The sequence below is a fragment of the Pseudomonas sp. IT-93MI4 genome, assembly GCF_949767635.1.
Taxonomy (GTDB): domain Bacteria; phylum Pseudomonadota; class Gammaproteobacteria; order Pseudomonadales; family Pseudomonadaceae; genus Aquipseudomonas; species Aquipseudomonas putida_A.
The window spans coordinates 169,738-182,794 of record NZ_CATKPP010000033.1; the positions used below are offsets into that span (position 1 = coordinate 169,738).

Annotated in this window: 12 protein-coding genes; 4 read left to right on the forward strand and 8 right to left on the reverse strand. The window is 60.5% G+C overall.

Features of this window, described 5'->3' with window-relative positions; translation table 11 throughout:
- The first annotated feature begins 254 nt into the window (after window positions 1-254).
- Complete coding sequence (gene mltF / locus ACM6I7_RS15345; RefSeq protein ID WP_097086355.1) at window positions 255-1,715, forward strand: membrane-bound lytic murein transglycosylase MltF; 1,461 nt, start codon at window positions 255-257, stop codon at window positions 1,713-1,715.
- A gap of 126 nt (window positions 1,716-1,841) precedes the next feature.
- Here mltF and pdxJ read toward each other — a convergent pair whose 3' ends face one another.
- From pdxJ to lptF, 8 genes are all read right to left on the reverse strand, one after another.
- Window positions 1,842-2,585: a pyridoxine 5'-phosphate synthase gene (gene pdxJ, locus ACM6I7_RS15350; RefSeq protein ID WP_064382428.1), complete on the reverse strand. Its 744-nt coding sequence runs from the start codon at window positions 2,583-2,585 to the stop codon at window positions 1,842-1,844.
- A 39-nt stretch (window positions 2,586-2,624) separates the two neighbouring features.
- Complete coding sequence (gene recO / locus ACM6I7_RS15355) at window positions 2,625-3,314, reverse strand: DNA repair protein RecO (protein ID WP_007965159.1); 690 nt, start codon at window positions 3,312-3,314, stop codon at window positions 2,625-2,627.
- 168 nt (window positions 3,315-3,482) lie between these two features.
- A complete protein-coding gene (gene era / locus ACM6I7_RS15360; protein WP_003221935.1) occupies window positions 3,483-4,385 on the reverse strand; it encodes a GTPase Era in 903 nt (300 codons plus the stop codon).
- Window positions 4,378-5,067, reverse strand: coding sequence for a ribonuclease III (rnc, locus tag ACM6I7_RS15365; RefSeq protein ID WP_024011703.1), 690 nt, complete (start codon window positions 5,065-5,067; stop codon window positions 4,378-4,380). Before rnc ends, era begins: the two co-directional genes overlap by 8 nt.
- Before the next feature lie 183 nt (window positions 5,068-5,250).
- Window positions 5,251-6,105: a signal peptidase I gene (gene lepB, locus ACM6I7_RS15370; RefSeq protein ID WP_096795193.1), complete on the reverse strand. Its 855-nt coding sequence runs from the start codon at window positions 6,103-6,105 to the stop codon at window positions 5,251-5,253.
- Window positions 6,106-6,114: 9 nt separating this feature from the next.
- On the reverse strand, window positions 6,115-7,911 hold the full coding sequence (gene lepA, locus ACM6I7_RS15375) for a translation elongation factor 4 (RefSeq protein ID WP_003221926.1): 1,797 nt from the start codon (window positions 7,909-7,911) through the stop codon (window positions 6,115-6,117).
- A gap of 172 nt (window positions 7,912-8,083) precedes the next feature.
- Window positions 8,084-9,145, reverse strand: coding sequence for an LPS export ABC transporter permease LptG (gene lptG / locus ACM6I7_RS15380; protein WP_007965162.1), 1,062 nt, complete (start codon window positions 9,143-9,145; stop codon window positions 8,084-8,086).
- Window positions 9,138-10,259: an LPS export ABC transporter permease LptF gene (gene lptF, locus ACM6I7_RS15385; RefSeq protein WP_414888826.1), complete on the reverse strand. Its 1,122-nt coding sequence runs from the start codon at window positions 10,257-10,259 to the stop codon at window positions 9,138-9,140. The genes lptG and lptF overlap by 8 nt, the downstream gene beginning before the upstream one ends.
- 308 nt (window positions 10,260-10,567) lie before the next feature.
- On the opposite strand from lptF, the gene ACM6I7_RS15390 reads away from it, so the two are divergent.
- Genes ACM6I7_RS15390 through ACM6I7_RS15400 form a run of 3 tightly spaced genes read left to right on the forward strand, consistent with a single transcriptional unit; the run spans window position 10,568 to window position 12,951 of the window.
- Window positions 10,568-12,058, forward strand: a complete 1,491-nt coding sequence (locus ACM6I7_RS15390; protein WP_414888827.1) for a leucyl aminopeptidase — start codon at window positions 10,568-10,570, stop codon at window positions 12,056-12,058.
- Window positions 12,059-12,118: 60 nt separating this feature from the next.
- Window positions 12,119-12,547: a DNA polymerase III subunit chi gene (locus ACM6I7_RS15395; protein WP_414888828.1), complete on the forward strand. Its 429-nt coding sequence runs from the start codon at window positions 12,119-12,121 to the stop codon at window positions 12,545-12,547.
- Between the two features lie 8 nt (window positions 12,548-12,555).
- Window positions 12,556-12,951, forward strand: coding sequence for a DNA polymerase III subunit chi (locus ACM6I7_RS15400; RefSeq protein ID WP_414888829.1), 396 nt, complete (start codon window positions 12,556-12,558; stop codon window positions 12,949-12,951).
- Window positions 12,952-13,057 lie beyond the last annotated feature (106 nt).

Below are 13,057 nucleotides of genomic sequence, written 5' to 3' on the forward strand. Positions count from 1 at the left end.
TGAGGCCGTGCATTCTAGCCTAAACCGCCCTCAACATCACCCGAAACGCTACGCACGGTTGCACTCGGATATCAATCTGTGTTTCTGCCTTTGAAGTCAAATTCCGAGGGTGCACGAGCCGTGCTTATTTTTCCTGTCACAAAATGCCGTTCAGCCCCATTCCTGCGGGGTTTCGTGCGGTTTTGTGATCTCTAGCAGACAAGCCGCTCACTGTCGAGATATGGCGCCCGCAGCCGTTTGCGTATACTGCGCAGATGTTTTTCCCAACGGCTTTGCGTCCGCGGTACGCCAAATGGCTGATCGCAACCGGACTCTTCCTGATGCTCGGTGGCTGTGTTGATAAACCCAACACACTCGAGCGCGTAAAGGAGGATGGTGTGCTGCGGGTGATTACCCGTAACAGCCCCGCCACCTACTTTCAGGATCGCAGCGGTGAAACCGGCTTCGAATACGAGCTGGTGAAGCGCTTCGCCGACGATTTGGGGGTTGAACTGAAGATCGAGACCGCCGACAACCTCGATGACCTGTTCAATCAGATCGGCAAGCCGAACGGCCCGGTGCTGGCGGCGGCAGGTCTGGTCAGCAGCGAGGATCGCAAGAAGCAGGTGCGCTTTTCCCACTCCTACCTCGAAGTCACCCCGCAGATCATCTACCGCAACGGCCAGTCGCGCCCTACCGACCCAGGCGATCTGGTCGGCAAGAAGATCATGGTGCTCAAGGGCAGCACCCACGCTGAACAACTGGCGGAGCTGAAAAAGAAATTTCCAGGCATCGAATACGAAGAATCCGACGCCGTTGAAGTGGTCGACCTGTTGCGCATGGTCGATGAAGGCCAGATCGACCTGACGCTGGTCGACTCCAACGAAGTGGCGATGAACCAGGTGTACTTCACCAACATCCGCGTGGCCTTCGACCTCGGCGATGCGCGCAGCCAGAGTTGGGCGGTGGCTGCTGGCGAAGACAACAGCCTGCTCAACGAGATCAACGCCTACCTCGACAAGGTGCAGAAGAACGGCACCCTGCAGCGCCTGAAAGACCGTTATTACGGCCATGTCGATGTCCTCGGCTACATGGGCGCCACCACCTTCGCCCAGCACTTGCAGCAGCGCCTGCCCAAATACGAACAGCACTTCAAAACCTACGCCAAGAAAGAGAAAGTCGACTGGCGCCTACTGGCGGCCATCGGTTATCAGGAATCGCTGTGGCAACCGGCAGTCACTTCGAAAACCGGCGTGCGCGGTTTGATGATGCTGACCCAGAACACCGCTCAGGCGATGGGCGTGTCGAACCGTCTCGATCCCAAGCAAAGCATCATGGGCGGCGCCAAGTACCTGGCCTACATGAAGGATCAGCTCGACGAATCGATTCAGGAGCCGGACCGCACCTGGTTTGCCCTGGCGGCGTACAACGTCGGCAGCGGTCACCTCGATGACGCACGCAAACTGGCGTCCCGCGAAGGCCTGAACCCGGACAAGTGGCTGGACGTGAAGAAGATGCTGCCGCGCCTGTCGCAGAAGCAGTGGTACAGCAAGACCCGCTACGGCTACGCCCGGGGCGGCGAGCCAGTGCATTTCGTGGCGAACATCCGTCGCTACTACGACATCCTGACCTGGGTGACCCAGCCGCAGCTTGAAGGCGATCAGGTGGCCGAGGGCAATCTGCATGTGCCCGGTATCGACAAGTCAAAACCGGCTCAAGAGCCTGCCCCGCTCTAACCACCGCCCCAAAAACAAATGTGGGAGCGAGCCTGCTCGCGAAGGCGTCGTGTCAGTCGACATCATGGTTGACTGATTTACCGCTTTCGCGAGCAGGCTCGCTCCCACAGGTTTTTGTGTCGAGGCTTAGTGCTTGGCGGCAGCCAAGATCAGCGCCTTCATCTCGGACACTGCAGACTTGAACCCGACGAACAACGCATGCGCCACCAGCGCATGGCCGATGTTCAATTCGTTGATGCCTTTGATCGCCGCCACGGCTTCGACGTTGTGATAATGCAGGCCATGCCCGGCATTGACGATCAGGCCCTGCGCCAGACCAAACGCCACACCGTCCGCCACACGCTTCAATTCTTCAGCAACTTCAGTCGGGGTTTCGGCATCGGCGTAACGCCCGGTGTGCAGTTCGATGGCCGGCGCACCGACGCGCTTCGACGCAGCGATCTGGCGCTCGTCAGCATCGATGAACAGCGACACCTCGCTGCCGATCTTCGACAGGCGCTCGACCGCTGCCCTGATGCGTTCTTCCTGCCCCGCTACATCCAGACCGCCTTCAGTGGTCAGTTCCTGACGGGTTTCCGGAACCAGGCAGATGTGCGCCGGACGGATGCGTTCGGCGAACGCCATCATTTCTTCGGTGACGCCCATTTCGAAATTCATGCGGGTCTGCAGCACATCCTTGAGCAGCAGCACGTCGCGCTCCTGAATGTGCCGGCGGTCTTCACGCAAGTGCACGGTGATGCCGTCGGCGCCAGCCTCTTCCGCGTCCAGCGCTGCCTTGACCGGATCCGGGTAGCGTGTGCCACGGGCCTGACGCAGGGTGGCGACGTGGTCGATGTTCACGCCAAGAAGAATGCGATTGCTGGTGGTCACGGATGCGCTCCTGAAGGGAAAGATTCGGCGCACAGCATATCAGGGCTTGCGAAATAGCTCGCGGCTGACGAGGGGGCGACCGCCCAAGTGCACGGCCAGTGCCTGACGCATCAGCCGCTTGGCCGCCGACAGTGCGCCGGGCGCGGTCCAGTCGGCTTCGGCCATGGCCAGCAGCTCGGTGCCGTTGAACAAGCCCGGCTGCAACAGAAACACCCGCTCAAGTCCGGCGTCCACTTGCAGACGATACAGACCGTCCGGCGCGACCGGTTCGCTGTGGATATCGGTATTCAGGGAGAAGCCGTAACCGAGATCGTCCAACAGGCGCCATTCGAAAGAACGCAGTAGCGGCTCCAACGGGCGACCCTCGGCCAGGGCCAGCAGTGTTGCAGCGTAATGGTCGAACACCGCCGGGTGCGGGTCTTCGGCGGGCAGCAGGCGGATCAGCAGCTCATTGAGGTAGAGGCCACTGAACAGCGCCTCACCGACCATCCAGGTCGCGTTGCCGGCACTTTCCATGCGCCCGACATTCTTCAGTTCACCCTTGCCACGAAACTCGACTTCCAGCGGCACGAACGGCCGCGCCAGTGTCCCGGCCTTGCCCCGCGCACTGCGCAACACCGCCCGCAGCCGCCCTTGCGGCGTGAGGAAGTCGACCAGCGCGCTGGTTTCGCGGTAGGCGCGCGAATGCAGGACGTAGGCGAGTTGGGCAGGAGGTGGGGTTTGCGACATGGAGTTCTCGATGAAGAAACGCGGTTTTTACACACCACCCAAAAACCAAATGTGGGAGCGAGCCTGCTCGCGAAAGCGGAGTGACAGTCAACATCAATGCTGAATGTTACTTCCCTTCGCGAGCAGGCTCGCTCCCACAGTGGGTATCGGTGTTCTCAGGAACGGTGATTACAGGTCGCCGTAACCCAGCGAACGCAGTGCACGCTCGTCGTCGGACCAGCCGCCCTTCACCTTGACCCAAAGGTTGAGCATGATCTTGGAGTCGAACAGCAGCTCCATGTCCTTGCGCGCCTCGGTGCCGATGCGCTTGATGCGCTCGCCCTTGTCGCCAATGATGATCTTCTTCTGGCCGTCACGCTCGACGAGGATCAGCGCGTGGATGTGCAGGGTCTTGCCCTGCTGCTTGAACTCTTCGATCTCGACGGTGATCTGGTACGGCAGCTCGGCGCCCATCTGACGCATGATTTTCTCGCGCACCAGTTCGGCGGCGAGGAAACGGCTGCTACGGTCGGTGATCTGGTCTTCCGGGAAGAAGTGATCGTTCTCCGGCAGGTGATCGGCGATGACCTTTTCCAGCGCGTCGAGGTTGTGCCCGTGTTGCGCGGAAATCGGGATGATCTGTGCGTTCGGCAGCTGTTCCTGCAACCACGACAGGTGCGGCATCAGCTCGGCCTTGTCTTCGATGCGGTCGGTCTTGTTCAGTGCGACGATCAGCGGGCCGGTCACGTACTGCACGCGCTCCAGGACCATCTGGTCTTCTTCGGTCCACTTGGTGCGATCGACTACGAAGATCACCACGTCGACGTCTTTCAATGCTGCCGAAGCGGTTTTGTTCATGTAGCGGTTCAGGGCCTTTTCGCCACCCTTGTGCATGCCGGGGGTGTCGACGTAGATCGCCTGCACGTCACCCTCGGTCTTGATCCCGAGCATGTTGTGACGGGTGGTCTGCGGCTTGCGCGAGGTGATCGCGAGCTTCTGGCCGAGGATGTGGTTCAGCAGCGTCGACTTACCGACGTTGGGACGGCCGACGATGGCAACGTAGCCACAGCGAGTTGCGTTTGTATCAGTCATTGCCATTCTCCACGCCCAGGGCAATCAGTGCTGCGGCGGCCGCTACCTGTTCGGCAATACGACGGCTCACACCCTGACCTCGGCTTTTTTCATTCAATAAGACCACTTCGCACTCGACGAAGAAGGTACGGCAGTGCGGCTCACCCTGGATATCCACCACTTCGTAGCGTGGCAGTTCGCAACCGCGCGATTGCAGATGTTCCTGCAGACGGGTCTTGGGATCCTTGTTGGTATCGACCAGCGTCAGGCCTTCGAACTCACCGGCCAGCCATGCCAGTACGCGCTCGCGAGCGACGTCCATGCCGGCATCCAGGTAGATCGCGCCGATCAACGCTTCGAGGGCATCGGCCAGAATCGATTCGCGACGGAAGCCACCGCTTTTCAGTTCGCCCGATCCCAGACGCAGGTAGTCGCCCAAGTCGAAACCACGGGCCAGCACAGCCAGTGTCTCACCCTTCACCAAACGTGCGCGCAAACGCGACAACTGGCCTTCGCGGGCCAGCGGGAAGCGATCGAACAGCGCCTCGCCAGCGACGAAGTTGAGGATGGCATCGCCGAGGAATTCCAGGCGTTCGTTGTTACGCCCGGCAAAGCTGCGGTGCGTGAGGGCCAGCAGCATCAGCTCCTGATCCTTGAAGGTATAACCGAGCTGACGCTCGAGACGGCTTAGAGAAACGCTCACGGTTTACCCACGCTGAGTTCGTGGCTGGATTCCACTGCCATCGCCGGGGTACGGCGCAGGCCTGGGACAATTAACGCTGTGTTCAAAAATGACGTCCTGAATATCGTGGCTTCATGCCCTGGTGCCGATTTGTGTCGACTCCAGAAATGCATTCGGCGCTGTGGTCAACAGCGCCGTGATTGATTACTTGATCAGGCCAACCCGCGAGAAATTCGGCAGGTGGCTGAGTTTCGGTTCCGGCCAGCTCATCCAGACAGCGAAGGCTTTGCCGACGATATTCTGGTCGGGAACCATGCCCAGCAGATCCTTGGGAATGTTCGGGTCATCCCAGTAGCGACTGTCGTTGGAGTTGTCGCGGTTGTCGCCCATCATGAAGTAGTGCCCGGCCGGCACGGTCCAGGTATGGTCCGGCGTAGCGCGGTAGCGGCTCATTTCCTTGCGGATCAGGTGCTCGGCAGCGCCGAGTTTTTCCTTGTAGAGTTCCGCGCTGCCCAGCGTGCCCGGCTCGGAGCCGACCAGTTGCTCGGCAATCGACTCGCCATTGACCAACAGACGCTTGTCGGCGGTGTAACGCACCGTATCGCCCGGCAGGCCGACTACACGCTTGATGTAGTTGACGTTCGGGTCGCTCGGGTAGCGGAACACCATCACATCACCACGCTGCGGATCACCGACTTCGATGATTTTCTTGTCGATCACCGGCAGGCGGATCCCGTAAGAAAACTTGTTCACCAGAATGAAGTCGCCCACGTCCAGAGTCGGTTTCATCGAGCCGGACGGGATCTGGAACGGTTCCACCAGGAACGAACGCAGCACCAGCACGATGAACAGCACCGGAAAGAACGACTTGCCGTATTCAACCAGCAACGGCTCTTTGTTCAGCTTCTCGACCACCACGGGCTCGGGCTGGCTGACACTGCCTTGGTAAGAGGCAATGGCAGCACGCCGACGCGGCGCCAGGAACAGCAGATCGAGCAACGCCAACAGGCCGCAGACCAACACGGCGATGACCAGCAACAGCGGGAAATTTAGTGACATAGGACCTGACTATTCCAACCTGAGCACGGCAAGGAAGGCTTCTTGTGGAATTTCCACGTTGCCGACCTGCTTCATGCGTTTCTTACCGGCCTTTTGCTTTTCAAGCAGCTTTTTCTTACGGCTTACGTCACCGCCGTAGCATTTGGCCAATACGTTCTTTCTGAGTGCCTTGACGGTTGTCCGGGCAACGATCTGACCGCCAATGGCCGCCTGGATCGCCACGTCGAACATCTGACGAGGAATCAGTTCTTTCATCTTCTCGGTCAACTGGCGACCTTTGAAGTGCGAATTGTCACGGTGCACGATCAACGCCAGGGCGTCGACCTTGTCACCGTTGATCAGCACGTCCAGTTTCACCAGATTAGCCGATTGGTAACGATCGAAATGGTAATCCAGCGAAGCATAGCCACGGCTGGTGGATTTGAGACGGTCGAAGAAGTCCAGGACCACTTCGTTCATCGGCAGGTCGTAGGTCACCTGGACCTGATTGCCGAGGAACAGCATGTCGACCTGTACGCCGCGCTTCTCGATGCACAGGGTGATGACGTTGCCCAGGTGTTCCTGCGGAACCAGAATGTTGGCCCGCACGATTGGCTCGCGCATGTCTTCGATGGCCGACACATCCGGAAGCTTGGATGGGTTGTCGACGTAAATCGTTTCACCGGTTTTCAGCACCAGCTCGAAAATTACCGTTGGCGCGGTGGTGATCAGGTCCAGGTCGTATTCGCGCTCGAGGCGCTCCTGGATGATCTCCATGTGCAGCATGCCGAGGAACCCGCAACGGAAGCCGAAGCCCAGTGCGTCGGAGCTTTCCGGGGTGTACTGCAGCGACGAGTCGTTCAGGGTCAGTTTCTGCAGCGCTTCGCGGAAATCCTCGAAGTCGTCGGAGCTGACCGGGAACAGACCGGCGTAAACCTGTGGCTGGATGCGTTTGAAACCGGGCAGAACCGGCACATCCGGAGTCGAGCTCAGGGTCAGGGTGTCACCGACCGGTGCACCGTGAATGTCCTTGATGCTGGCGATGATGAAGCCCACTTCGCCAGCCTTGAGGTCAGCGGTAGCAGTGTGCTTCGGATTGAATACACCAACGCTGTCGACCAGGTGGATCTTGCCGGTGGATTTCACCAGGATCTTGTCGCCCTTCTTCACGCGGCCATGACGCACGCGCACCAGGGAGACAACGCCCAGGTAGTTGTCGAACCAGGAGTCGATGATCAGCGCTTGCAGCGGATCTTCGATGTTGCCGGTCGGCGCAGGAATGGTCGCGACCAGACGCTCGAGCACTTCGTCGACACCCAGGCCGGTCTTGGCGCTGCAGGTGACGGCGTCGGTGGCGTCGATGCCGATGATCTTCTCGATCTCGTCCTTGACGCGGTCCGGCTCGGCCTGGGGCAGGTCGATCTTGTTCAGCACCGGCATGACCTCGAGGCCTTGCTCGATGGCGGTGTAGCAGTTGGCCACGGACTGGGCTTCAACACCCTGACCGGCATCGACCACCAGCAACGCACCTTCACACGCGGCCAGGGAACGGCTGACTTCGTAGGTGAAGTCGACGTGACCCGGGGTGTCAATGAAGTTCAGCTGGTAGGTGACGCCATCTTTGGCTTTGTAATAGAGGGTAACGCTGTGGGCCTTGATGGTGATCCCGCGTTCGCGCTCCAGATCCATGGAATCCAGTACCTGGGCTTCCATTTCACGCTCGGCCAGGCCACCGCACATCTGGATGAAACGGTCAGCCAGCGTCGACTTGCCATGGTCAATGTGGGCGATGATGGAGAAATTGCGGATATGACTCAAATCACTCACGGATCAACACTCAAAAAGGCTGCAGGCTTGGCCCGCCGAAAAATAGCCGGGAATTGTACCTGATACACGGCGCAAGCGTCACGTTCGCCTGTCACCCGGATTGCATACGAAAACGCCCCGATCTGTCGACCGAGGCGTTTTCGCGGTTACAGCGTTGGCAACAACGCGGCCATCAGCCGGCCCGTCGCAGCAACCACACACCCGCCAGCGCACAGACCGTGGCCGGCACCAGCACCGCGAACAGCGGCGAGAAACCGAACACCAGGCTCGAAGGGCCAAGCAGATCCTGGACGATGCGGAAGGTGAAGCCCACCAGCACACCGGTGAACACTCGCTGACCGAGGGTGACCGAGCGCAACGGACCGAAGATGAAGGAGATCGCCATCAGCACCAGCGCGGCGGTGACCAGCGGCTGCAACACCTTGACCCAAAATGCCAGCCAATAGCGGCCATTGCTCAGGCCTTGATCCGCCAGGTAGTGGATGTAGCCCCACAGACCGGAAATCGACAGCGACTCAGGCGCCATCACCACCGTATTGAGCAGTTGCGGGCTCAGCGACACGTCCCACTCCTCGCTCGGCGCATTCACCACTTCGGTGCTGCGCTCGTGGAACACCGTGGTGGTCACGTCGCTGAGCAGCCAGCGCTTGCCGTCGAACTCCGCACGCTTGGCGAAGCTGGAGCTGAGCAGGTGGCGCTCTTTGTCGAAGTGATAGCGGGTCACGCCATACAACAGACCGTCGGGTTGCACGGCGTTGATATGGATGAATTCCTCACCCTGACGGTGCCACATGCCGTGCTTGGCGCTCTGCGCGTCGCCGCTGCCTTGCGCCAGCGAGCGATTGGCCTGGGCCATGCTTTCGGTGGCCGGGGCCACGTATTCGCCGATCAGCACGCCAGCCAGCATCAGCACCAGCATTGGCTTCATAACGGCCCAGACGATGCGCCCGATGGACACACCCGCGGCACGCATGACCGTCAGTTCGCTGCTGCTGGCCAGACTGCCGAGGCCGATCAGACAGCCGATCAGCGCGGCCATCGGCAGCATTTCGTACAGGCGACGCGGCGCGGTGAGTAGGACGAAGCTCAGCACATCGGTCAGCGTGTAGGTATCGCTGACGTCGCTCATCTCGTCGATGAAGGCAAACAGGGTCGCCAGACCCAGAATGATCGCCAGCACGGCGATGATCGCCACGAATACGCTGCTGCCGATGTAGCGGTCGAGTTTAACCACGGGCCACCTCCAGCGCAGCGCTGCGACGGCTGGCCAGCTTCAGACGCATCGGCTCCCAGTACAGCAGGCCGAGACCGATGACCAGGAAGATCCCGTGCACCCACCACAGGCCAAGGGCCGGCGGGATCTTGCCTTTTTCGAGGGCGCCGCGGGCGGCAATCAGGATGGTCAGGTAAGCCATATAAAGAAGAATCGCCGGCAGCAGCTTCAGGAAACGGCCCTGACGCGGATTGACCCGCGACAGCGGCACCGCCATCAGGGTCACGATGAACACCAGCAACGGCAGGGAAATCCGCCATTGCAGTTCGGCCCTGGAACGCTCGTCGTCGGCGCCCAGCAGGGTCGAAGTCGGGATCGCGTCACGGTCGGTGACTTCGTCACTGGCATCCGGTTTTGGCAGCAATACGCCGTAGGTGTCGTATTTGATCGCGCGGTAATCGGCCTGACCCGGGCTGCCGTCATAGCGATAGCCGTTGTGCAGGATCAGATAGAGGTTGCCGTCCGAGTGAACTTCCTGGCGGCCTTTTTCGGCCACCAGCACGGAAATCCCGCGGTCCTTCTGATCGGAGCCGAGGTTTTTCTGCGAGATGAACACGCCACCGAGGTTGACGCGATCGTCGGTCAGGCTTTCGGTGTAGGTCACCCGAGTGCCGTCACGCAACGCCTGGAAACGGCCAGGTTCGAGGGTATCGAATTCGGTCAGGGCGTCCTGCTTGTTCAGCAGCAGCTGGAACTGGTTGGCGCCCTGCGGGGCCAGACTCAGGCTCAGCCACGCCACCACCAGTGCCACCAGCGTTGCCGGGAACAGGGTCATGCGCAGCAGACGCTGCTGACTCATGCCGGTGGCCGAGAGCACGGTCATTTCGCTTTCGAGGTACAACCGGCCGTAAGCCAGCAGGATCCCGAGAAACAGACCCAACGGCAGGATCAGTTGCATGAAACCCGGCAGACGGTAACCCATGATCAGGAACAGCGATCCCGGATCGAGTTGGCCCGCAGCGGCCTGGGCAAGGTATTTGATGAAGCGACCGCTCATGATGATGACCAGCAGCACGGCGCTGACGGCGCTCAGGGTCAACATCACTTCACGGGACAGATAACGGAAGACGATCAAACCAGACACTCCAGGGTTGTCAGGCTAAGGCGGCCAAACAAGCAAATGTTTCGAGCGACCCGCAAGGCAGAGCCGTCGAAAAAAGATGCGGCATTATCCTGTGATTGAGGGCGCCTGTCACTGCGCACACTCACCCAAGCGTAGATTCCGTTGAAGATCGCACAACCGAGGGTTGTCAGGCGCGGTGAGCGAGGTTCAAACTGCCGCCTTCGTCGCAGGCACAGACCTGCGCCTCTTCTATCTATAAGCAGGCGACTGCGGACACCGTCGAACGCCTGTGTGTTGACCATTCATTCAGGGATCCGGACATGGAACTGGTTGTAAAAAGCGTTAGCCCAGAAACGTTGAAAACCGCCACCCTGGTGGTTGCCGTCGGCGAAGGCCGCAAACTCGGCGTCGCCGCCAGACAGGTCGACGAGCTGAGCGGTGGCGCGATCAGCGCCGTGCTCAAGCGTGGCGATCTGGCCGGCAAGGTCGGTCAGAGCCTGCTGCTGCACAGCCTGCTGAATCTCAAAGCCGAGCGCGTGCTGCTGGTCGGCGTGGGCAAGGATGAAGAACTGGGTGACCGTCCGTTCCGTAAAATCGTGGCTGGCATCCTCAATACCCTGAAAGGTCTGGGTGGCAGCGATGCCGTGCTGGCCCTGGATGAAATCATCGTCAAGAACCGCGACAGCTACGGCAAGACCCGTCTGCTGGCGGAAACCCTGGTGGACGGTGAATACACCTTCGACCAGTTCAAGAGCCAGAAAGCCGAACCGCGCGCCCTGAAGAAAATCACCCTGCTGACCATCAAGGCTGCTCAGGCTGAAGTGCAGCGCGCCGTGAACCATGCCACCGCGATCGCCAACGGCATGGCCTTCACCCGTAATCTGGGCAACCTGCCGCCGAACATCTGCCACCCGACCTTCCTCGGCGAGCAAGCCAAGAACCTCGGCAAAGAGTTCAAGGATCTGAAAGTCGAAGTCCTCGACGAGAAGAAGATCAAATCCCTGGGCATGGGCTCGTTCTACGCCGTCGGCCAAGGCAGCGCCCAACCGCCGCGCCTGATCGTCATGCAATACAACGGTGGCAAGAAATCCGAGAAGCCTTACGCGCTGGTCGGCAAAGGCATCACCTTCGACACCGGCGGCATCAGCCTCAAGCCGGGCGCCGGCATGGACGAAATGAAGTACGACATGGGTGGCGCGGCCTCCGTGTTCGGTACCCTGCGTGCCGTGCTCGAACTGAAACTGCCGATCAACCTGGTGTGCATCCTCGCCTGCGCCGAAAACATGCCGAGCGGCAATGCTTCGCGTCCGGGCGACATCGTCACCACCATGAGCGGCCAGACCGTGGAAATCCTCAACACCGACGCCGAAGGCCGTCTGGTGCTGTGCGATGCCCTGACCTACTCCGAACGCTTCAAGCCGCAAGCGGTGATCGACATCGCCACCCTGACCGGTGCCTGCGTGGTTGCACTCGGTGCACACACGTCTGGCCTGCTGGGCAACAACGACGAACTGATCGAGCAACTGCTCAGCGCCGGCAAAGCCGCTGACGACCGCGCCTGGCAACTGCCGCTGTTCGACGAATACCAGGAGCAACTGGACAGCCCGTTCGCCGACATCGCCAACATTGGCGGGCCGAAGGCCGGCACCATCACCGCCGCGTGCTTCCTGTCGCGCTTCACCAAGAACCTCAACTGGGCGCACCTGGACATCGCGGGCACCGCATGGACCAGCGGCGGCAAGGACAAGGGCGCCACCGGCCGTCCGGTTCCGCTGCTGACCCAATACCTGCTGGACCGCGCCAAAGCCTGAAACCGATGAACCTGGGCGGCGTCACTCTACGGTGACGCCGCTCAAGGCTCAGGAACCGCAATGACCAAAGTCGACTTCTATATCCTGCCCAGCGCCGACCCATCGGCTCGCCTGGACTTTGCCTGCAAGCTCACTGAGAAAGCCTGGCGCATGGGCCACCGCATCTACCTGCATTGCAGCGATGCTGCTCAGCGTGACGATCTCGATGCGCGCCTGTGGGCGTTCAAGGGCGAAACGTTCGTGCCGCACGGCCCTGCCGAGAGCGAACCGGACGGTTTGATCGTGCTGGGAACGGGCGCTGACTGCGGCGAGCATCAGGACTTGCTGGTCAACCTCGACCTGAAAGTCCCGGCCTTCGCCAGTAAATTCGCCCGCGTGGCGGAAGTGGTGGTGGAAGATCCGACGATTCGCGCGGCGGCACGGGAGAGTTTCCGTTTCTACCGCGAACAGGGCTATCCTCTGCAAGATCACCGTTTACAGCGACTCTGAGTACGCCGATGGACACTCCAAAACCGCTGCAAAAGCCCGCACACCTGCTGGACGATCTCGAATCGATCCGCCAGTTGCTCGGCGATGACAACCTGCAACCGCCCTTGCTGACCGACACGGTCGAGGACGGCGAACAGGAACAGATTCCGATGCTGTTCGAGGCCGTCGACGCCACGCCGCCCGCCATCGAACCGCACCAAGCTCCGACCCCGGCGCCTGCTGCCAAACCGGCAGCACCTGTGGATAAAGGCCCGGACGCCCTGCTGCACCTGGACAGCGAACTGCGCGCCGCTGCGCAATTGATCATGCAGGACGTGATCGACGACTTCGCGCCGCACATCGAAACCGAAATCAAACGCCGCCTCGAGGCGCGGATGGAACGGCTCCTCAGCCAGTACGAATAACCCGGATGGATCTCCTTGTGGCGAGGGGATTTATCCCCGATCGGCTGCGCAGCAGTCGTGAACCCTGCAAATACGCAGCGTGATTGAAATATTAGGGCTGCTGCGC

Bases quoted from the DNA above. Each gene is read 5' to 3' on its own strand.
- mltF (WP_097086355.1), top strand. From the start codon at position 255: ATGTTTTTCCCAACGGCTTTGCGTCCGCGGTACGCCAAATGGCTGATC.
- recO (WP_007965159.1), bottom strand. From the start codon at position 3,314: ATGTCGCAAACCCCACCTCCTGCCCAACTCGCCTACGTCCTGCATTCG.
- era (WP_003221935.1), bottom strand. From the start codon at position 4,385: ATGACTGATACAAACGCAACTCGCTGTGGCTACGTTGCCATCGTCGGC.
- lepB (WP_096795193.1), bottom strand. From the start codon at position 6,105: ATGTCACTAAATTTCCCGCTGTTGCTGGTCATCGCCGTGTTGGTCTGC.
- ACM6I7_RS15390 (WP_414888827.1), top strand. From the start codon at position 10,568: ATGGAACTGGTTGTAAAAAGCGTTAGCCCAGAAACGTTGAAAACCGCC.
- ACM6I7_RS15395 (WP_414888828.1), top strand. From the start codon at position 12,119: ATGACCAAAGTCGACTTCTATATCCTGCCCAGCGCCGACCCATCGGCT.
- ACM6I7_RS15400 (WP_414888829.1), top strand. From the start codon at position 12,556: ATGGACACTCCAAAACCGCTGCAAAAGCCCGCACACCTGCTGGACGAT.